Below are 20,906 nucleotides of genomic sequence, written 5' to 3'. Positions count from 1 at the left end.
GAGTCGTCTTGAAGAACTTCCCTTTATGGATAGGCAGTATTTTGCTTGCTTTCTTTGTTTTCGTTATGCTGGCGGGGCCTTACATGCCCTTCATTGATAAGGATTTGAAGAAGGAACCCTCCAGATGGGTCATGAAGGACGGGAAGCAGAAGCTGACCCTGCCGCCTTATAAGCCTTCCTCGAAGAATTGGCTTGGATCGGACAAGCGAGGGGTCGATAACCTGAGCAAGCTGGTTGTGACCGCCAAGGATACGATCCTGCTGGTGCTCGCGATTACGGCTGTCCGATATGCGATCGGGGTGCCCCTGGGATTGATTGCCCGCAAGAAAAAGGGGTTCACCCACCGGTTCATCACCTTTTGGAACCAGTTATGCTCCTATCTGCCGCCGGTCTTCGCATCCGCGCTGCTGCTTGCGCTTCCGTTCTTTCTCTTCTCCCAGCAGCGGATGGGCTGGGCCATTCTGATTCTGGCTAGCGTCGAGGCCGGGCGGGTGGCCATCACGATTCAGCAGCAGGCCCACAAGATGGCAAGCGAGCCTTATATGGAGGCCGGAACCGCGTTAGGTCTTCGCACGAGGACGCTGACGAAGAATTACTATATCCCGGTCATGTTCCCCGAAGTGATCGTCAACTTCTGTTTGGATATGGGAAAGGTCATGCTCCTGCTCGGCCAGCTTGCGATCGTGAACATCTTCCTTGGTCATGAATGGAAGGAAGTTAATTATTACGTCATGGAATTCGTGGAGACGGGTTATAACTGGGCGACCATTCTGTCCAAGCATCGGGCAGACATCTGGCTTGGGAAGTTCCAATTCGTGGTCTATCCGGCGTTTGCCATGATGCTGCTGATCATCACGTTCAACCTGTTAGGCGAGGGTTTGCGCCGCCGTTTTCAGGTTAAGGGCTGATTGAGGGGCTCTGGCTGTTAACGCAAAAAAACCGGAAGAATGAAAGCTTATGCAGGTGCTTCCCATAAGGAGGCAAGCTTCTGCCGAAGCCGATTTCTTCCGGTCTTTTTTATGTCCATGCTGAATGCGGTTTGTCACGCTTCTACGGGGATATCCGGGTGAGCCCAGACGGACACGCTGCCGCCGTTCACCGGGAACAGGCCGAAGCCGTCCTCGCCGATCGTTACGCGATCCTTCCGGGTGCGGGTCAGATCCACCCATACCTCTCCGGCGCGATGCTCGCCGACAAACATTCGCTTATCCCCGGCTTCGCCGTTGGCGATGACCACCGCGCAGCCGGAACATTCGATTTCCGGAATGCCGCGGCGGACCCAGCCTATCGTATTCGGGTGGTCAAAATAATCATCCTGCTCGCCGTACGCCCGATTCGCCCGGGCATACAACAGCGGATCAATCGCTTCCCGTTTGCCGGGAATGGGGTTCTCGCCGCCGATTCCGTAATAATCGCCGTAGAAGACCGAAGGATAACCGTCCTTCCGCAGCAGGATCAACGCATAAGCGCTCTGCTTGAACCAATCCTCGACCCAGGATTCCAGCGATTCCTGCGGCTGCGAGTCGTGATTGTCCACAAACGTGACGGCATTCATCGGATGCGATTGCACGAGCGTATCGTCGAAAATCGTCCGCAGATCGAAGGAGCGGCCGGCTTTCGAAGCCGCTTGGAGTTTATAGTGAAGAGACACGTCGAACAGATCGATTTTATAATCCACCGTATCCAGGAAATTCCGGCAGTCCTGAAGCTCGGGGTTCCAGAACTCCCCCACGATGTAAAAATCATCGCCGCGCTTTTTTTTCATGGCTGCCGCAAATTCTTTGATGAAGTCATGATTGATGTGCTTGATCGCATCCAGCCGGAATCCGCTGCATTGCAGCGTATCCACCAGCCATTTTCCCCATGCAATCATTTCCTTGCGCACATCCGGATGGCTGTAATCAATGTTGGCAAACATCAGGTAGTCGTAATTGCCGAATTCATTGTCCACCTTGTCGCTCCACGATTTATTCTCGCCGACGATGCGGTAAATGCCGGAACGTTTGTTGATTTCGTCGTAATCGGTCCCGTTGAAATGAGTGAAGTTCCATTGGAAGGCAGAGTATTGGTCCCCCCGGCCCGGGAACGTGAATTTGGTCCATCCCTCGATCTCGAACGGCTTCGAAATATCCTTGGTCCGATCCATCTCGTCGACCTGTACCACCCGGAAACGTTCGGTCTCATCGGCGCCCGCCTTATGGTTCATCACCAGATCCACATAAACCGCGATCCCGTTCTTCTGGCAGGCCGCGATGGCATCGGTCAATTCCTGCTTGGTTCCGTACTTCGTGCGAACCGTTCCCTTCTGATCGAATTCTCCCAGATCATACAGGTCGTAAACGCCGTAACCATTGTCCTCGGCGGACGATGCCTTTGTCACCGGAGGAATCCAAACCGCGTCGATCCCTGCCTTGCTCAGCTCCGGCGCTGCGTTCTTGAGCCGCTTCCAGTGGGAGCCGTCGGCTGCCACATGCCATTCGAAGAATTGCATAATCGTATGATTTCGCTGCATACTTCCATCTCCTCTATCCTGATCGCTCTGCATGATGACTGCATACTAAGCTCAAATACCCAAGAAAGCGGGGGAGCTAAACCGTCCCCCCGGATCGGGCAGACCCCGCTCTTTTAGTTTTACCCTAAAATGGAAAGAAAAAGACGGGGCTGGCCATGCTGCAAAAACCGGAGTCGGTCTGAATCCAAAGCCCGGAGGATGGAAAGGGATTGGAGGCATTCACCGCCGAAAAGCCATCCCCTGCGAGCAGGGAATGGCTTTTCGTTTCGTGCACTGGGCCGTCACCTGATTGCTTATGCCATGGCATAAGTCAGCAGGATCAGAAGCACGGTGGTGATGGCCATGGCCAGCAGCGGCCGCCAGGCGCCGCGTATGTCCTTCAAGTGGACATTCAGGCCAAGTCCCACCATCGCCATGGCAAGGATGAAGGAGGCTGCCTGGGATATCGTATCCTTGATCGGCAGGGGAATGATCGGTTGTCCGGTAAATTCCCAGCTTCCCAGCAAGCTCGCTGCGATGAAGCCAAGCAGGAACCAGGGAAACTCCATCCGCGTTTGGCTCTGCAAACGTCCGGTCCGCTTCATCCAGACCATTAGCACGATGCTGAGCGGCACGAGCAGAAATACGCGGCCAAGCTTGGCAAGCAGGCTGATGGCAAGAGCATCTTCGCCTGCCGGAGCGGCTGCGAGTGCCACATGGGCGATCTCATGAAGACTTACGCCCGACCAGATGCCGTATTGGGTATCCGATAAGGGAAGCAGCGGCTGGACGAGGGTATAACCGATCGCGACGATGGTTCCGAGAAAGGCAATAAGCCCTGCTCCAAGCGCGGTATCCTTTTCCTTGGCTTTCACGATCGGGGACACGGCGGCGATGGCCGCCGCGCCGCATACGCCTGTTCCGATCCCGAGCAGAAGGGACAGGGACATATCGGCCTTCAGCCATTTGGCAATCAGCAGTGTAAGCCCGATCGCAAACACGACGCTGATGATATCTCTCAGCATTAAACCCAAGCCTTGCTGGAATACGACGCCGATATTCAGCTTTAAGCCGTATAGAATGATCGCTAGGCGCAGCAGACGCTTGGCCGTGAATTGGATCCCGATGCGCAGTCTCTCCGGGTAACCGCGGAGCTGCCGGTATACAGCGGCGATCAGAATTGCCCAGGCAAGCTGGCCAAGATAGCCAAGGCCCGGCACGCTGGCTAATCCGTAACCGATAAGGGCGATGACAAAGGTAAAGGCTACGCCGCCAGCAGTGGCGGGCAGCGAATGCTGCGTCCATCGAACCAGACGATGGACGTGCTCTTGAGATTTGGAATATGCGGGTTCAGCCATAAGACATAACCTCCGATTCGTTCGGTTGGTCTGAACCCATCGTATCCCATTGCTTAGAATAAGAAAAATAAATCATTATGATGATCATCATAAGTAATTTATTATGGTAGTATAACGAATAACCAAATATGGATCTGGAGCGAAGGGGGCTAAAAGCGTGGATCAAGCACTGGAAGTATTCGTAGCCGTCGTAGACAAGGGGAATTTTACCCGCGCGGCCGAGGAACTGCTTATGACACAGCCGGCGGTAAGCCAGTATATCCAGGCGCTGGAGCGTTCCGTTGGCACCAAGCTGCTGGAGAGAACCAATAAATACGTCCGGCTTACGAAAGCGGGAGAGATCGTATACCATCATGCGAAGGACATTTTGGGCCTGTACACCCGCATGAACGCCCTTGTGGACGATTTGATGCATCGGGCAAGCGGCCATCTGTCCATCGGCTCCAGCTATACCTTCGGGGAGTACATGCTGCCGCATTTGATCGCTTATATGAGGGAGCGTTATCCCTTGATCCGCCCGTCGATTACGATCGGGAACACCAAGGAGGTGGCGGAGATGATATTGCGACATGAGGCGGATATCGGGATCGTCGAGGGCGACTATCAGGATGAGAAGCTGCATATCGAGGCTTTCGCGGAGGATGAAATGGTGGTGATGGTCCCCCGTGACGGGCGGTACGACCATCTGCAGGAGGTGCCGCTGTCCGAGCTGGCGGATGAGACCTGGATTGTCAGGGAAGCCGGTTCGGGCACCCGCGAGGCAACGGAGCGGATGTTCTCCCGGTATCATGTTCATCCTAAGCATATCGTGGAGTTCGGAAGCACCCAGTTGATCAAGGAATCCGTGGAGGCAGGCCTTGGCGTTACGCTGTTGTCGAGGTGGGCGGTGCGCAAGGAGATTCGACTCGGAACGCTGCATATGCTGGTACCGGATGGCAAGCCGGTGGCGCGCCAGTTCTCATGGATTACGCAGAAGACGCCTTATCACACCAAGGCCGTTGAGATCTTTCTGGAGCTTCTGCGTCAACAGCGTGGATTTCCTAAGGAAGTGTAGGGGAAGAAGGCGATTTCGAATCGAGTATCAAGGACATCCCGCTTAGGGATGTTTTTTTGTCCGGTCATGATTATAAATGCAATTGTTGGTTAAAAATAGTTACCAGAATCTATTGTATAAACCATATAAGAAATGACATGAAAAAAAGGGCGTAAGGAGGGTTAAACGATGAGAACATTTAATACCATCGCATTGCTGTTATTGATTATCGGAGGCATCAACTGGCTGCTCGTGGGTCTGTTTCAATACGACCTGGTCGCTGCATTGTTTGGTGGGCAGAGCTCTGTAGGCTCCCGCATCATCTATACGATTGTCGGACTGTGTGCACTGTACTCGATCCGCTTCTTCGGTGACGTTACGAATGACGACCGTTCAACAGCTAAGTAGGTTATATTTAGTGACATAAACATAACGCAAATGACAAGAAATGCCCGGGTTTGCATAAGCCAAAAAGCCGGTCCCTATTGGGGACCGGCTTTTTTTAATGTCCAAAACTTTGAAACTGTCCGTGTGGCGGCATGCTTATGTGAGGTGCAAATTCAACATATGCAGTATGAATTTCCCAGTATGAATAAGGGTTTTCGTGCTCTATAGTTATAGATAAAAACGACATATTTACGGGATCCGGAAGGAACCCATAGAATGAAGCCAAGTCATTGCAGCGCAAGAAGATGAAGTCAACTGCATGTTATATAAAATAACGTGTAGCTCGTCTATCATCAGCTTTTCTAAGACATGATGAAGGGAGTGAATCTGCTGCAGCTCGTGCTAGCTCAGCCCCGCTAAGAGCGCAATGCTTTGTACAAGGCATCCACCAGGCTGTGCGTCGCATCGCAGCTGTATTCCCAGAACATGATGCCGGCCAGCCCCTGCTCCTGTATGTATTTGCATTTATGGGTCAGGGATTCGGCGTCATCGTATGTGATGAAGCAGCTGCCGTCGAATAAATAAGGGGCTTTGGCTTCGTCGTCCCAGTACCTCTTATAGGAAGGATTGCTAAAATACTCGGCAGCGAGCTGGGTATAGGTCGGGCCGTAACCTCCGGGGGAAGGAGCGACCTGGAGGTATCCGTTGTTCACGTCCGGCACATCGTTCCACTTCCTGGAGTAGAATGCGGCCCCGATCACGATTTTTTCGCGCGGCACACCAGCTAGGGTAAACAGACGGACCGATGCGTCGACGCTGATTCGGAACAGATCGCCGGTGGAGGTGTACAGGTTGGTGTGGTGGCCCGTCAGCGTCTGGAATCCACCGCGCATGTCGTACGTCATCAGCTGAATGAAGTCGAGATAGGGGTGGATGTCATTGATTTCGGTGCCGTCGATATAATATTGATCGGCTCCGGCCGCGATGGTCAACAGGTAGTGTGTCTCGCCCCGCGCGTACTGATCCAGCGTTTCCCGGAGCTCCTTCAGCAGCAGCGTAAAGTTTTCCTTGTCGTTTGGCGATGCCGCCGTTCCGGCGATCGAGTAGCATGGATACTCCCAGTCCAGGTCAATGCCGTCGAAGGGAAACTCTTGCAGCAGCTTGATCGCCGATTCGCACACGCTTTGTCTACCTTCCGACGTGGCTGCCGCTCTCGAGAATCCGTCGGAGCCCCAGCCGCCAACGGACAACAGTATGGTTAATTCGGGATTGACGGCTTTCAAGCGTTGGATCTCGTGAATGGTGTTCGTGTCGGTATACGTAATCTTGTCTTCTTGGATATGGGCAAAAGCGATGTTCAAGTGAGTGAGCCGCCGGGCATCTTCGGCCGTGATCTCGGATAAGACTTTGCGTCCTGCGTAGCCGGCTAAAATCCAGGATGATGGCTGCATGCATAATACCTCGTTTCTTTTAGAATATGTCAGTTTTGCTTTTACGGTTTATTTTTCCAACTTACGGTCAGATATGACATCTGTCAAGGATCATCCCGTTAGCGAGGATGACAATTTACCGTAGGGTAAGGGGTCAAAAACCACATGTTTTCCTGCCCGAAAAATGACAATACAAGACTGGGAAGGACGTGAAAAGCCCGTCATACCAATGGATGGCGCTGTTATAACCGGACAATTGAAAATGACATATTTACGGATGATGCCGCGATCCATACACTTGGGATGTAAGCGTTAACAATTCTGAAGCGGGCAAAGCCGCATGCTAAGGATGTGTGGTCAGGAAGGCTCTTTCTTTTACATTGAACAGGGGTGCTTTTCCGAAAAAAATGGCCGGATTTTCATTAGAAAAGGAGGGGGCAACCTATGCAGCAAGATGGTCAATCCGCCCTGACGCAAAGCTTATCGGTGAACACGATGCCGAATCGTAAGAAAAATACATTATGGAGGAGGATGATTCGAAACTGGGAGCTGTATTTGTTTATCGCTCCGGCATTTCTGTATTTTGTCATTTTCCATTATGGCCCGATGTACGGGATCCAAATTGCCTTCAAAAACTTCATCCCGACGTTGGGAATAACGGGAAGCCCGTGGGTCGGATTCGACCATTTCGAACGCTTCTTTAACTCTTATTACTTCTGGGACTTGCTCTGGAATACCTTGAGCATCAGCTTGTATGAGCTGGCGATCGGCTTTCCGCTTCCCATCATCCTGGCATTGGCCTTCAATGAAGTGAAGGATTCATTCTTCAAGCGTACGGTACAGACCGTCACGTATGCGCCGCATTTTATATCGGTTGTCGTTATGTCCGGCATGATCATTACCTTCTTGTCCCCTTCGTCGGGCATGATCGTTAATTTTGTGGAAATGCTCGGTTTCCAGCCGCCGCAATTCTTGACGGACCCTGCCTGGTTTAAGACCGTGTACGTGCTGTCCGGCGTGTGGCAGAGTGCGGGCTGGGGCACCATCATCTATCTGGCCGCATTGTCGGGCGTCGATCCGCAGCTGCACGAGGCAGCCGTCGTGGATGGTGCCAGCCGATTCAAGCGCATTCTGCACATCAATATTCCGGCGATCGTACCTACGATCACGATCCTGTTGATTCTGAATATGGGCAGCATTTTAGGGGTTGGATTCGAGAAAATCCTGCTGCTGCAAAACCCGCTGAACATGAGTTCATCCGATGTCATCTCGACCTTCGTCTACCGGTCCGGTCTGGTCGATGCCCAGTACAGCTTCTCCACGGCCGTCGGATTGTTCAACTCGGTAATTAATGCGATACTGCTGATCGCGGTGAACCAAATTGCACGCCGCACCAGTGAAAACAGCCTGTGGTAGAAGGGGGAATAACATATGCCATCCACGGTAAGGGAAAGCAAGGGGGATAAATTATTCCTGCTATGCAACTACATCTATTTGACGATTGCACTGATCATCGTACTGTACCCGCTGCTGTACATTGTCAGCGCTTCTATCAGTGATCCGAAGTACGTAAGCTCAGGTGAAATGTGGCTGATTCCGAAAGGGATAACTTTTGATGGATATGCCAGGGTGTTTGAGAATGCCAACATTTGGATTGGCTATAAGAACACGATTATTTATACAGTGATAGGTACGATCGTGAATTTGATTGTCACGCTGCCTGCAGCCTATGCGCTCAGTCGCTCAGATTTTGTGGGTAGAGGATTCTTTATGGCGGTGTTCCTGGTTACGATGTTTTTCGGCGGGGGACTGATTCCGAGTTACCTGCTCGTGAAAGATCTTGGCATGGTCAACAGCATGTGGGCTCTTATACTGCCGGGAGCTGCGTCCATATGGAACATCATTGTGTCCCGGACGTTCTTCCAATCGACCATTCCGAAGGAGCTTCAGGAAGCGGCCCATATCGACGGCTGTACGAACTTCCGGTTATTCGTCAAAATCGTATTGCCGCTCTCGATGCCGATTATTGCCGTCATGGCGCTTTTCTACGGCGTCGGACATTGGAATAGTTACTTCAGCGCCATGATTTATCTGAACGATGCGGCGAAGTATCCGCTGCAGCTCTTCCTGCGTCAAATCCTGGTGCTTCAGGAGATGGCGGCTCAGGGCGGCGGGGCGATTGACGCCTCATCCGCTGCAGCGATGAATTCCAAAGCGGAAATTGCCGCACTGGTCAAATATGCGGTCATTATCGTTGCGACACTTCCGGTTATTGCTGTTTACCCGTTTCTTCAACGTTATTTTGTGCAGGGTGTTATGATTGGTTCCGTTAAGGGCTGATCTTAAACCATACAATCCACACCAAAAAAGGGGAGTTGTTGTCATGAAAAAGCTTCGCAAGGCATCATCTATTTTACTCTGCCTCACCCTCTCAGCAACCATGCTTGCAGCCTGTGGTTCACCTAAAGGAGATGGCGCTGCTACAGCACCGTCCGGGACAGCCAGCACGGAAGGGGTAAAGAAAGAAGGTTTCCCGATTGTGGATGAGCCGATCACGCTGACGGTCATGTCACAGGATGCCGGTGTAGCCGATTGGAATACGATGCCCGTACTACAAGAGATGGAGAAATTGTCAGGCATCAAGCTGGAATATCAGCTTTCTCCGATTGACAGCTTTGAAACAAAGAAAAATCTGGTGTTTGCGAGCGGCGATTTGCCCGATATGTTCTATGCGGCGGATCTGAAGCCGGCTGAGCAGGTAACTTACGGCAGCCAGGGCATCCTCATTCCGCTGGAGAAGTACATTGACGAGGGTTATGCACCGAACATCAAAAAGATTTTTGACGAGAACCCGGATGTCCGCAAATCTTTCACAACCCCGGACGGACATATTTACGCCCTGCCGTTCGTCGACAAGGCTGCCGTATGGTACAGAGGCCCGATGTGGTACAACGGCAAGTTCCTAAAAGCGCTAAACGTGTCCGAACCTAAGACTACTGAGGAATTATATACATTCTTGAAACGCGTCAAGGAAGAAGATCCTAACGGAAACGGAAAGAAAGACGAGATTCCGCTGACTTCCGTCAAGCTGGATGACCTGCGTATGTACTTCTTCGGCTTCTGGGGCATGTACAACGAAGGCATCTATTCCGACAAGGATGGGAAAGTACACTACCCTTATCAGGAAGAAGGCTACAAAGGCTATCTGACGTTCATGAACCGTCTGTGGAAGGAAGAACTGCTGGATCATGAGACCTTCTCGCAAACAGGCGATCAGAAAAAAGCCAAGGGAGAAAACAATCAGCTGGCTCTGTTTAACGACTACCATGCGTACTTCACGCTCGGCGGCGAGCCTAGCAGCGAGCATCCGCTCATGACGCCGGTGAAGAGTGAAATCGCCGACTCTCCGGTATACGGCATGCATCCTGGCATGTCGGCAAGAGGCACATTCGCCATTTCGAGCAGCAACCCGGCTCCGGAAGCGACCATGCGCTGGATCGATTACCTGTACAGCTATGAAGGCGCTACGCTGTTTAACCAAGGACCGGAAGGCACCCTGTGGAAATTCAAGGATGAAGCTAACCGCGTGAAAGAATGGCTCCCAGTGCCGGGCGGCGGCGACCGTGAGGAGTATCGCGGCAAAATCACGCCGAACTACGGCATTCTGACGCCTGGCGTCAATGATCCGGATGTTGCGAAAGGTCTTCGCACCGAATTCGATGAGTGGATCGACCAGCAGAACCAAGAAAAGCTTGTGCCGATCGGTAAATCGCCGTTCCCTAACGTCTACTTGACGAATGAAGAGCAGAGCGAAGCTACCGCACTGTTGTCCGATTTGGAAACGTACGTGAAACAGATGGAAGCCAAATTCGTGACAGGCCAAGAGCCGCTTGAAAACTGGGATAAATATGTTGCACAAGTCAAGAAAATGGGCAGCGACCGTCTCGTCGAGCTGTATCAAGGCGCATACGACCGCTGGAATGCCGAGCAATAATCAGATGCATAGTTGAACAACAAAGGGCCAACGTATCCCGGTCGATTCTTGACCGGGGGTTGGCTATTGTTTTTAAAGGGCAGGCAAGGCTATACAAACGGTCTTCCTAGTACCGTTATCACAGATGAAATATGGAGGTACACCATGTCGGAGAACAAGCTGGTAGAGGAAGAGCAAGCGGTAGTGGAGCAGGGCGTACATAATTTCAGCAGCGAGGACAAGTGGGTCAAGCCGGAGGATCCGCTGCTCCTGGAGCGCCTGGAATGGTTCAAGGACCAGAAGCTGGGCCTGATGATGCATTGGGGGCCGTATTCCCAGCTGGGCCTGGTCGAATCATGGGCGCTGAGCGATAAGGACGCGGACTGGTCGCGCGACGGCATTGATTGGGATATCGATGCGGAGGAGCTTAAGCGGCAGTATTTCGATCTGAACAAGACGTTCAACCCGCTTCGGTTTCAGCCTGATCTGTGGGCTGACCTGGCAGCGGAGAACGGCTTCAAATATTTGAATTTTACGACCAAGCATCATGACGGGTTCTGCATGTGGGATACGCATACGACCGACTACCGCGTCACGGGGCCGGACTGTCCGTTCCATACGCATAAATACGCCGATATTACGAAGGAGCTGTTTGATGCCTTCCGTGCCAAGGGGCTCGGCATTTCCGCCTATTTCTCCAAGGCCGATTGGCATACGCCGTACTACTGGGCGCCGGGAATGGAAGCGGGGAGCTTTACGTCTCGCGGACCCAGCTACGATCCGAAGAAATATCCGTGGCTGTGGGAACAGTTCGTTCAGTTTACCCATGAGCAGATCATGGAACTGATGACCCGTTACGGCCGCATTGATGTGCTGTGGCTCGATGCAGGCTGGGTGAACGATTACCGGGACCAGAATATCCGATTGGGCGAAGCGGTGGAGAAAGCGCGCAAAATCCAGCCTTGGCTCCTCTCGGCGGACCGGACGGTCGGCGGGCCTTACGAGAATCTGATCACGCCGGAGCAGACCCTCCCTGAACGTGCTCTTCACGTGCCTTGGGAAAGCTGCATCACGATGGGAACCTCCTTCTCTTTCCGTTACGAAGATCGTTACAAATCGGTTCGTCAGCTCATCCATCTGCTGGTCGAGATCGTGGCCAAAGGCGGCAATCTCGCGCTGAACATAGGCCCGCAGCCGGACGGAAGACTGTCCGAGACGGCCATTTCAAGAATGAAGGGCATGGGCGCGTGGCTGAAGGTCTACGGAGAGGCCATCTATGGAACGCGTGTCTGCGAGCCGTATTCCTCCGGCGCGGTCCAGTTTACCCAAAAAGACGATACGACCTATGCCATTTATCTGTATCGTAATGAGCAAGAAGCCGTCCCTGAGGAGCTGTTCATTCCGATTCAGACGGCGTTCGGCCGCGTTGATCTGGTCGGGGGTCAGGAGGCACTGGATTATCGCCGCACGGACGATGGTGTCGCGGTCCGTCTTCCGGATCAGGAGCGTCAGGGAACGGCGCCGATCGCGCATGTATTGCGGTTTCGGTAAGAGGCGGACTGCATAAACGATTTCTCTCACGTATAACGACTTCAAGAAGAGGTGTGGACAGATATGCAGAAATGGTTCGAAGAAGCCAAGCTGGGGATCTTCATTCACTACGGCATCTATGCCGTGGACGGGGTCTCGGAATCCTGGTCCTTCTATAACGGGAGGATCACGTACGACGAGTACATGAAGCAGCTGGACGGTTTTACGGCATCGAAATTCAATGCGGAGAAATGGGCGGACTTGATCGAGAAATCCGGCGCCCGTTATGCCGTGCTGACAACGAAGCACCATGACGGCGTCGCCCTGTGGGATACGCAGTACAGCGATCTCAACGTGGTCAAGCGGACTCCGGCCAATCGGGACATCGTGCGGGAGTATGCGGAAGCGATCAGGGAGAAGGGGATTCACCTGGGCATGTATTTCTCCCTGATCGACTGGTCGCATCCGGATTATCCGAGCGTGTTCGAAGGAGGCAGGGTGCCGGAGGATCTCAGCGGCGTCAACCCGCACACCAGTCCCGTGGACGGCGTTCAGGATCAGGAGAAGTGGCAGAAATTCCTGGAGTTCAACAACAATCAACTGCGGGAAATCCTGACGAATTACGGGAAGGTGGATCTGCTGTGGTTCGACGGCGATTGGGAACGCAGCGCCGAGCAGTGGAATCTGCCGGAGTTCAAGCATTATCTGCAATCCTTCAATCCGGATATCATCATCAACTCGCGGCTTCAGGGCCACGGCGATTATAAAACGCCGGAACAGGGCATTCCGATCACGAGACCGGAGGGACCGTGGGAATTCTGCACCACGATCAACACCTCATGGGGCTACGTGCCGACAGACCATAAATACAAATCATTAAACCAGATCATTCGGATGTTCTGCGACTGCATCTCCATGGGCGGCAATATGCTCTTGGATATCGGTCCCCGCGAGGACGGCACCATCGATCCAAGGCAGGAGGACATTCTGCTTGGGCTGGGAGCTTGGATCCGAACTCATGAGGAGGCCGTATTCGGAACGGGCGAAGGCATTATGACCCGCTATTATCTGGGAGGAAGCACGATCTCCGAGGATCGAAAGACATTGTATTTATTTGTCTATGACGACCCGAAGGAGAATGTGTGCATCAAGGGACTGTGCAATCCGATCAAGAAAATTACCGTGCTGCATTCGGGCAAAGAGCTTGAACATGAAATCCATGGAGGCGTGCCTTGGTTCAACATTCCGGGGACGACGTGGATCAAAATGACGCCGGAAGATACGCATGAGCAGGTGACGGTCCTTAAGCTGGAGTTTGATGAAGAGCTGGAGATGTACGGCGGCTCGGGAGCCGTCGTCACCCATAACTAACCATATCACGGGGAGATAAACGCTTGATAGGCGCTTAGCCTCCCTCACGAAGCGGGGAGAATGACATGAACAGAAGTGGAGTGCCGGAGCCGAGGATTGAGTATGCTCCCAAGCATTACATATGCAGGCGTGCGGGACAGCCGCTCGTGCTGGACGGCCGTGTGGATAAGGCATTCTGGGATGCGGCGGAATGGACCGACGATTTCGTTGATATCGAAGGGGATCTTCGCCCGAAGCCGGCCAAACGGACCCGGGTTAAAATGCTGTGGGATGACGACTATTTTTATTTTGCCGCCGAGCTGATCGAGGATCAGATTTGGGCGACCTTGACGGAACGCGATTCGGTTATTTTCTATGATAATGACTTTGAAATATTCATTGATCCGGACGGGGACAGCCATCAATATTACGAATTCGAGATCAATGCACTGAATACGGTATGGGACCTGCTGCTGGTGAAACCGTACCGGGATGGCGGGCCGCCGGTTAACGGCTGGGATATCATCGGTCTCAAGACAGCGGTGTTTATCGATGGGGAGTTGAATCGGCCTGGCGCCGATAACCGGAAATGGAGCGTGGAGGTCGCGATTCCTTGGTCCAGTCTGAAGGAATGCGCCGAAGACGGCCGCCCGCCGTTGCCGGGCGAGTTCTGGCGCGTCAACTTCTCGCGCGTCGAATGGCAGACCGAAGTGCAAGACGGGGAGTATCGCAAGGTGATGAATCCGGAGACGGGCAAGCCTTTCCCGGAGGACAACTGGGTATGGTCGCCCATGGGCATCATCAATATGCATTACCCGGAGCTGTGGGGTTATGTCGTATTCGCCGACGGCGAGGAGGGGCATCAAGCGTTCACGCTTCCGGAAGACGAGCGGATCAAATGGGAGCTGCGCAGGCTCTATTACCGGCAGCGTAATCACTATGAAGCCCACGGTGAATTTGCGCGGGAAATGAAAGAGCTCATGGGCGAGGATTCGTGGAGCATCCAACCCGTGATTGAAACGACCCGCAGCCTGTTCCAGATGAGCGCGCCTTCTTCCGACGGCACGGCTCTGATCTGCATTCGGGAAGACGGAAAGCTATGGAGGGAGTGAGCGGAGGATGACCAGCCAAACCATGGTGTTCTCGCTGGATTCGCAAACGCTGGAGCGGATCGAGCAGAAGTTTCAGGAGAAAATCGTTTTTGCGGAGGCCCGCAAGGATCAGCTGTTTCACGTATTTGAGCAGGAACTGACGGAAGAAGAGACTTGGGCCTTGAAATATTTGTTTGCTTACATGCCGGTGAACGACTTGGCCGACTACGATGGTGCATTGTTCTTAAGCCATGTGCGCCAAGCCTTGGACATCCGTAAGCGCGTGCCTTGGGGCGAGCGTGTGCCGGATCATCTGTTCCTGCATTTTGTGCTTCCATATCGGGTCAATACGGAAAATATTGAGGATTTCCGCGGTATCCTTTACAACGAGCTGGCCGAACGGACCGCGCGGTTATCGATGGCAGACGCCATTCTGGAGACCAACTACTGGTGTCATGAGAAGGCCACCTACATCGGCAGCGATCTGCGGACGATTTCGCCGCTGACGATGATCCGGAATGCGCGCGGACGCTGCGGCGAGGAGTCTACGCTGGCGGTGGCCGCGCTGCGAAGCATCGGCATTCCCGCGCGTCAGGTGTATACGCCGCGCTGGGCCCATTGCGACAGCAATCATGCCTGGGTGGAAGCATGGGCGGACGGCCAGTGGTATTACATCGGGGCATGCGAACCGGAAGCCCGGTTGAACCAAGGGTGGTTCAGTCCGCCGGCGCGCAGGGCCATGCTGATCAATACGCGAATTTTTGCCGATTACCCGGGGCCGGAGGATATTACCCTGAATGAGAAGGGATTTACGGAAATCAATTTGCTGGAGAACTATGCGCCGGCTCGCACCCTTGACGTGATCGTGAGGAACGAGCGGGGAGAGCCCGTATCCGGTGCAAGCGTCCGGTTTGAGCTGTACAATATGGCCGAATTTTATCCCATTGCCGAGATCAGGACGGATGAACGGGGAGTGGCCTCCTTTAAGACGGGTTATGGCGATCTCTTGATTCGAGCGGTCAGCGAAGGCAAGTGGAGCGAAATCTTATATAAGGCCCACGATAACGAACGTATTGAGCTTGTGCTTGCTTCATCCGAACAGCCGGCAGGAATCGTGGATTTCGATATGGTTCCTCCGCCCGAAGGAGAAGGAGATGCCGCGTCGGCGCTGCCGGAAGAGATGATCCGGGCTCATAATCGCCGTCTGGAGGAAGGGTCAAAGATCCGGACCGACTACGAGGGGACATTCCTGAGCGAGGAAAAGGCATTCGCGGTGGCCAAGACGCTAGGGCTTCCACCCGAACGGGTGTGGGACGTTCTGCAAAAGGCCAGGGGTAACAGCCGCGAAATCGCCGCTTTCCTGGAGGAGCGATCGGGCGAATATGGCGAGTGGCCGCTGCGGCTGCTGGAGTCGCTGAACGAAAAGGATTTGATTGATACCTTCCGGCAAACGCTGGATGATCATCTGATGGGCGCGGTCTCCCGGCGCGGATCGTGGGATGAGGATACTTTCGTGAAGTACATCCTGTGCCCGCGGGTCTCTTATGAAATGCTGGTTCCGTATCGACGCGTATTCAACCATGCCTTTACGGCCGTGGAGGCAGAAGCGTTTAGGGAAAATCCATCGAAGCTTGCCGGTCATTTGGATCAAGGCTATGCGTATCATGAAGATCTTCCCAACTTGAAGGGCAAGGGGAATCCGGCCGGCACGTACAGCCTGATGAAGGGAGACCAGCAGTCGCTGGATATCCTGTTCGTGGCGGTATGCCGCAGTCTGGGAATTCCTGCCCGGCTGCATCCGAGCGAGCAGAAGCCGCAGTACCTAGGTGATGGCGGTTGGGAAGATGCCGTATTCCGTCTGGCTTCCCATCGGAACCAGGAGGGATCGAGCTGGGGGATGCTGCAGCTCCTCAGGGATACGGAGGTTTCGAAGGACGTGCCAGCCGCATCCTATGCCGAGAATTTTACCTTCGCCCGCTTGGAAGATGGCGTGTACAAGACGCTGGTATACCCTTATGGCATGACCGATGTTTACGATGGTCCGTATGAGGTGGAGCCGGGTTCTTACCGCTTGACTTCGGGCGTCCGGCTGAAGGACGGAACGGTAAGCGTGCGCTTCACGTACTTTACCGTGCGAGCGGATGATACCGTAGCGGTAGCGCTGACGTATCGGGAAACGGCGGTCGACATTCCCGTGCTGGGCAAGCTCGAGACGGGCGGCGTTTTGACCCGGCTGGATGGAGCCGGGGCCGTTCTGAAGGGGCTGTTGGGATCAGAGGGAGCCATCGCTGCCTGGATCGAACCGGAGCGGGAGCCGACCAAGCATCTGCTTCGCGAGCTGAGCGAGCTGGCTGAGCCGCTCGACAAGCTGGGATTGCCGATTGTGCTGGCAATCGGAGATGCGGAATGGACGGCTTCCTTTGATCCGGCCGGCTATCCCAAGCTGCCGGCGCGCACGGTATTCGTGCGGGATTCCGGTTATGCTTCCTTATCGGGCTTCATCCCGGATCCTGCCGCGCATGAAGCCGGTTACCCTCATTTGTTCGTCCTGGACGGCCAGGACCAGATCCGTTATGCGGCTTCGGGATACAAGATCGGCACCGGGAAAGAAGCGCTGCAAATTGCAGCCGCGATATCACAACCCTAGAATGGATCGGAGTGAAGTGTAATGACGAAGTACATTGCGGCGGGATACGCCGTCGATTCGGCTCTTCCCGACATGACGCATGAGGATTTGACGAAATTGACGCATCTGAACGTGGCCTTCGGCCATGTCAAGAACGATGAGATCACGACCGAGCATCTGAAGAATGGCGAGGTTGTCCGGAACATCAAACGGGATCACCCCGGTCTTACGGTGCTGCTGTCCGTTGGCGGCTGGAGTGCGGGCGGTTTCTCGGAAGCCGCCTCAACTGAAGGGGGGAAGGGGCCGCATGGCCGCATCCGCCATACGGGTGCTGGAGGAATACCCTTTTGACGGGATCGATCTGGACTGGGAATATCCTTGCTACGGGGAGGCCGGCATAGCGTCAAGTCCGGACGATAAACGGAATTTTACCCTTCTGCTCAAGACGATCCGGGAGGCTCTTGATGCCAAGGGCTCGCAAGACGGGCGTCACTACCTGCTTACGATAGCTGCGGGGGCCGATCAGTACTATGTAGACGGCACGGAGATGGCGGAGGTGCAGAAGTATCTGGATTTTGTCCAGTTGATGACCTATGACATGCGCGGCGGGTTTCAGATCCTGACCGGACATCATACGAATCTGTACACGCCCACCGGCGATCTGTTCCGAATCAGCACGGATGCTTCCGTGAGCCTGTTCGTCCAAGCCGGCGTCCCGAAGGAGAAGATCGTCATCGGTGCCGCATTTTATTCGCGCGTATGGAATGAAGTGCCGGACCGGAACAACGGCCTTCACCAAATGGCCGGCAGCACGGGCGGTTATGGTCCGGCTTTCGCGGAGCTGGCTGCCGAGTACATCAACAAGAACGGCTACATCCGTTATTGGGATGAGGAGGCTTGTGCGCCGTATCTGTTTAACGGCTCCAGCCTGATTTCTTATGACGATGAGGAATCGATTCGCTGCAAATGCCAATACGTGAAGGAGCAAGGCTTGGCCGGGATCATGTTCTGGGAATACGGATGCGACCCGACCCGTCGCCTGCTGACGGCCATGCATCAAGGACTTCAGAGCATCCCGGCCGGGAAATAGAAGATGCCGGCGCGGCGGGACGGCTGGCTGATAGCGCCTTAAAACATACGAAAACCTCCCTTGGACCCTAGGGCCCGAAGGGAGGTTTTCATTTATCCGGCGAAACCGTTACCCGATGCACTCCTCGTCGTCATCGTCCGTGGAATCGGCGGCGTTGGGACTGTGCATTTTGCGGTATTGGCCCGGCGTGTAACCCGTCTCTTTCTTGAATTTCCGGATGAAGTTCGGTGTATCCAGGTAACCGACCCGCGTAATGATATCCTTTAACGGGTCGGAAGTGTGGAGCAGCTGCCGGATGACCTCGTCCATCCGCTTCTGCCAGATGTACTGCGTAAAGTTCATGCCGATCTTCTCTTTGAAGGAGCGGCTGAAATACGACGAGGAGATGGAGAACTTGGACGAAATCGTGCCGAGACTCAGGTCATAATCCGTGAAATTGGCATCGATGTAGGCGACGATTTCGTCCATCAGGGAGCTTTCTTCCGTCTCGCTCTTCGCCTCGACATGGGCGCAGATTTCGGCGGCAAGGCCTGCCAGCTTCTTCTCCAAATCCTCCAGCGAGTCATAGGAAGTAACGCGCGGCAGCTGATTAACCACATGATGGATGCCCAGCTCTGAAGCCGTCTTCAGCATCGTGTTCAGGATATCAAAGCATATGCAGCGCAGGAGCGGTACGGACGGCATTTCCGCCTTCAGGTTATTCAATGCGGTGGATACCATCTGAACCGCCACGTCGTAGCTGCCCTGCTTCAAGCTTTGTACCAGTTTCAGCAGCACATCCTTAGGGACCCAGAAGGAGGAATCCTGCGCACCGGAGCCCGAAAGAGCGTTAAAGAAGGTGCTGCTCCCCTGTCCATGCAGCATGGATGCTTCCAGCGCGGTCGTTGCCTCGATGAAGGACTGATTCAGCTGTTCCGGATAGCTGTAGCGGTTGCCTACCCCGATTGCTGGAGAGACGCCCGTGTGCTCGGCCGCGATCGATTGCAGTGCCAGGGCAATGGGCTCCATGCGAGCGTTAAGGCTCGCTTCATGGCCGGTTTCCGCATCGAATCCGACGATGAGGGCCAGCTGATCGGGCTGCGGCAGCTCCACGCCATAAGCATAGGCGGAAAAAGCGGTCAGCTCCACATCGTTCATCAGCTGCATGACAGGCCGCCGTTCCGGATTGTCGCCGATGGGAAGGGCATGCGACTCCCAGCCCATGGTCACGACAAAATAGTGGGATCGGCTGAAGCGGATGCCCAGCTTCTCCGTATACTCGGCGGGGAATTCCCCGGTATGGCCGTGCTTCAGCAGCATGAGCAGTATATGATTTCGGGCATAGGGCTCTTGAAGGTCGACGCGCTGGCTGTAATCATGCAGCGTCTTTTTGATCCATTCCAGCTCGTTGCTGGGGGTGGATGGTTCGGGATCATTCTTCAAGCGAATGAACTCCATCAAATCCGAAATCGGATGGTATTGCCTGCGGGCCAGCAAGATCGCCAGAATGGTGCCCATCATCACCACGAAGGAGAATACCAGAACGATAAAAGTGCGAATATGCACGATGCGGCCGAAAAATTGGTTGCTTGGCATCGCGGTGACATAAGTCCAGCCCGCGTCGGATTTGACGGATACAACCGAATGGGGCTCTTGGTTCAACGAAAGGCTGTGCGTTCCCGGCTCAAGCGAGAACAGCGCGTTGACCTCCTGCTCGGTAATGGTCTCTCCTTTGTAATTGGCGGCCAGCACTTGTCCGTAATTATCGAAAATATAAGTCATCCCATGATAATCGCTGAGGATGGAGTCGATCAATCCCGTCAGATTCGATTCGTGGATGAAATACATGACGGTGCCGTGAGCCGGCGTATTGTTGGGTGCGATCGGCACAAGGTATGCCAGCATGGAATTCTGGGTTTTGGTCCCTTGCACGACTTGTTCCGCCGGACGCATGGTCGGGATCTGGACGGAGTTTAAATCCCGGACCATCTCCGTTTCGTTCCAGCTGTTGAATTTGTAGCGGTCGGTAAAAACGTTCAGGTTCTCAAAGCCTTGGGACGAGTAAATGCTGTTATCTCCCCGGAAGAAGAGGAACAGTTCATCGATGATGGAACTGGTCGCTTTGTATTTGACCAAGGCCCCGATGGATTCCCGGCTGTAGTACGGATGGTGGGTCCAATAGCGGGTCAGCTGCTCGTCGTAGGCAATTCGAAACGCGATGTCCTGCAGTTCCTTCATGCGCTCGTCGATGACGGTTTTGGCCTGGGTCAGCTGATTGACGTTGGTCTGCTCGATCTCGGAACGGAGCGTATCCACGGCATTGTGGTAAATGATGATGGTTAATATAACAAGAGGTATCAGGAAAATGGATATGTAGGACAGTGTGTATTTAAGCAGAAGCTTGGACTTGAAGTGATTCCATTTCATATCTGCAACCTCCCGGTATTTTAAGATTATGGAATGATAAGTTTACAGCAGAGCTGAACCATTCGATAATCGCAAGAAAATCTCCTCTGGGCATAAGTCTATCATCTGCGAAGGTACGTCGATAGACGTTTGATCTTTTCT

14 protein-coding genes and 1 pseudogene are annotated in these 20,906 nt (G+C 53.9%); 11 read left to right on the top strand and 4 right to left on the bottom strand.

Going from position 1 to position 20,906, the window contains the following annotated elements:
• Positions 1 to 8: 8 nt before the first annotated feature.
• Positions 9 to 908 (top strand): ABC transporter permease subunit, encoded by a 900-nt coding sequence (locus P0X86_RS31255; RefSeq protein ID WP_192570316.1) that lies wholly within the window; start codon positions 9 to 11, stop codon positions 906 to 908.
• Between the two features lie 134 nt (positions 909 to 1,042).
• Here the strand turns inward: P0X86_RS31255 and P0X86_RS31250 are convergent, their stop codons facing one another.
• Both P0X86_RS31250 and P0X86_RS31245 read right to left on the bottom strand, forming a co-directional pair.
• Positions 1,043 to 2,512: an alpha-amylase gene (locus P0X86_RS31250; protein WP_277747283.1), complete on the bottom strand. Its 1,470-nt coding sequence runs from the start codon at positions 2,510 to 2,512 to the stop codon at positions 1,043 to 1,045.
• A gap of 293 nt (positions 2,513 to 2,805) precedes the next feature.
• Positions 2,806 to 3,849, bottom strand: a complete 1,044-nt coding sequence (locus P0X86_RS31245; protein WP_277747282.1) for a YeiH family protein — start codon at positions 3,847 to 3,849, stop codon at positions 2,806 to 2,808.
• A gap of 157 nt (positions 3,850 to 4,006) precedes the next feature.
• On the opposite strand from P0X86_RS31245, the gene P0X86_RS31240 reads away from it, so the two are divergent.
• Together P0X86_RS31240 and P0X86_RS31235 are read left to right on the top strand one after the other, a co-directional pair.
• Positions 4,007 to 4,903, top strand: coding sequence for a LysR family transcriptional regulator (locus P0X86_RS31240; protein WP_192570319.1), 897 nt, complete (start codon positions 4,007 to 4,009; stop codon positions 4,901 to 4,903).
• Between the two features lie 168 nt (positions 4,904 to 5,071).
• Positions 5,072 to 5,290, top strand: coding sequence for a DUF378 domain-containing protein (locus P0X86_RS31235; RefSeq protein WP_009593023.1), 219 nt, complete (start codon positions 5,072 to 5,074; stop codon positions 5,288 to 5,290).
• Positions 5,291 to 5,685: 395 nt separating this feature from the next.
• On the opposite strand, the gene P0X86_RS31230 is transcribed toward P0X86_RS31235, so the two are convergent.
• Complete coding sequence (locus tag P0X86_RS31230) at positions 5,686 to 6,720, bottom strand: glycoside hydrolase family 18 protein (RefSeq protein WP_277747281.1); 1,035 nt, start codon at positions 6,718 to 6,720, stop codon at positions 5,686 to 5,688.
• A 423-nt stretch (positions 6,721 to 7,143) separates the two neighbouring features.
• Here P0X86_RS31230 and P0X86_RS31225 point away from each other — a divergent pair, with 423 nt between their 5' ends.
• From P0X86_RS31225 to P0X86_RS31190, 8 genes and pseudogenes are all read left to right on the top strand, one after another.
• Positions 7,144 to 8,115: an ABC transporter permease gene (locus P0X86_RS31225; protein WP_071218755.1), complete on the top strand. Its 972-nt coding sequence runs from the start codon at positions 7,144 to 7,146 to the stop codon at positions 8,113 to 8,115.
• A gap of 15 nt (positions 8,116 to 8,130) precedes the next feature.
• Positions 8,131 to 9,039: a carbohydrate ABC transporter permease gene (locus P0X86_RS31220; protein ID WP_096775761.1), complete on the top strand. Its 909-nt coding sequence runs from the start codon at positions 8,131 to 8,133 to the stop codon at positions 9,037 to 9,039.
• 43 nt (positions 9,040 to 9,082) lie between these two features.
• On the top strand, positions 9,083 to 10,693 hold the full coding sequence (locus P0X86_RS31215) for an extracellular solute-binding protein (RefSeq protein WP_015737871.1): 1,611 nt from the start codon (positions 9,083 to 9,085) through the stop codon (positions 10,691 to 10,693).
• Between the two features lie 144 nt (positions 10,694 to 10,837).
• Positions 10,838 to 12,223, top strand: a complete 1,386-nt coding sequence (locus P0X86_RS31210; RefSeq protein ID WP_096775762.1) for an alpha-L-fucosidase — start codon at positions 10,838 to 10,840, stop codon at positions 12,221 to 12,223.
• A gap of 63 nt (positions 12,224 to 12,286) precedes the next feature.
• Positions 12,287 to 13,573 (top strand): alpha-L-fucosidase, encoded by a 1,287-nt coding sequence (locus tag P0X86_RS31205; RefSeq protein ID WP_015737869.1) that lies wholly within the window; start codon positions 12,287 to 12,289, stop codon positions 13,571 to 13,573.
• A gap of 65 nt (positions 13,574 to 13,638) precedes the next feature.
• Positions 13,639 to 14,664, top strand: a complete 1,026-nt coding sequence (locus tag P0X86_RS31200; RefSeq protein ID WP_277747280.1) for a carbohydrate-binding family 9-like protein — start codon at positions 13,639 to 13,641, stop codon at positions 14,662 to 14,664.
• A gap of 7 nt (positions 14,665 to 14,671) precedes the next feature.
• A complete protein-coding gene (locus tag P0X86_RS31195; RefSeq protein WP_192570322.1) occupies positions 14,672 to 17,290 on the top strand; it encodes a transglutaminase domain-containing protein in 2,619 nt (872 codons plus the stop codon).
• Between the two features lie 21 nt (positions 17,291 to 17,311).
• Positions 17,312 to 18,359: pseudogene (locus P0X86_RS31190) on the top strand (glycoside hydrolase family 18 protein).
• A gap of 108 nt (positions 18,360 to 18,467) precedes the next feature.
• Here the strand turns inward: P0X86_RS31190 and P0X86_RS31185 are convergent.
• Positions 18,468 to 20,765 (bottom strand): helix-turn-helix domain-containing protein, encoded by a 2,298-nt coding sequence (locus P0X86_RS31185; RefSeq protein ID WP_277747279.1) that lies wholly within the window; start codon positions 20,763 to 20,765, stop codon positions 18,468 to 18,470.
• Between the last annotated feature and the right edge of the window lie 141 nt (positions 20,766 to 20,906).

The sequence above is a fragment of the Paenibacillus sp. BR1-192 genome, assembly GCF_029542445.1.
Classification (GTDB): domain Bacteria; phylum Bacillota; class Bacilli; order Paenibacillales; family Paenibacillaceae; genus Paenibacillus_AQ; species Paenibacillus_AQ lautus_A.
The sequence above is the reverse complement of the archived record's forward strand: the minus strand, read 5'-3'. Positions and strand labels throughout refer to the sequence as shown.

Bases quoted from the DNA above. Each gene is read 5' to 3' on its own strand.
- P0X86_RS31210 (WP_096775762.1), top strand. From the start codon at position 10,838: ATGTCGGAGAACAAGCTGGTAGAGGAAGAGCAAGCGGTAGTGGAGCAG.
- P0X86_RS31215 (WP_015737871.1), top strand. From the start codon at position 9,083: ATGAAAAAGCTTCGCAAGGCATCATCTATTTTACTCTGCCTCACCCTC.
- P0X86_RS31235 (WP_009593023.1), top strand. From the start codon at position 5,072: ATGAGAACATTTAATACCATCGCATTGCTGTTATTGATTATCGGAGGC.
- P0X86_RS31230 (WP_277747281.1), bottom strand. From the start codon at position 6,720: ATGCAGCCATCATCCTGGATTTTAGCCGGCTACGCAGGACGCAAAGTC.
- P0X86_RS31220 (WP_096775761.1), top strand. From the start codon at position 8,131: ATGCCATCCACGGTAAGGGAAAGCAAGGGGGATAAATTATTCCTGCTA.
- P0X86_RS31245 (WP_277747282.1), bottom strand. From the start codon at position 3,849: ATGGCTGAACCCGCATATTCCAAATCTCAAGAGCACGTCCATCGTCTG.
- P0X86_RS31205 (WP_015737869.1), top strand. From the start codon at position 12,287: ATGCAGAAATGGTTCGAAGAAGCCAAGCTGGGGATCTTCATTCACTAC.
- P0X86_RS31250 (WP_277747283.1), bottom strand. From the start codon at position 2,512: ATGCAGCGAAATCATACGATTATGCAATTCTTCGAATGGCATGTGGCA.
- P0X86_RS31195 (WP_192570322.1), top strand. From the start codon at position 14,672: ATGACCAGCCAAACCATGGTGTTCTCGCTGGATTCGCAAACGCTGGAG.
- P0X86_RS31200 (WP_277747280.1), top strand. From the start codon at position 13,639: ATGAACAGAAGTGGAGTGCCGGAGCCGAGGATTGAGTATGCTCCCAAG.
- P0X86_RS31185 (WP_277747279.1), bottom strand. From the start codon at position 20,765: ATGAAATGGAATCACTTCAAGTCCAAGCTTCTGCTTAAATACACACTG.
- P0X86_RS31225 (WP_071218755.1), top strand. From the start codon at position 7,144: ATGCAGCAAGATGGTCAATCCGCCCTGACGCAAAGCTTATCGGTGAAC.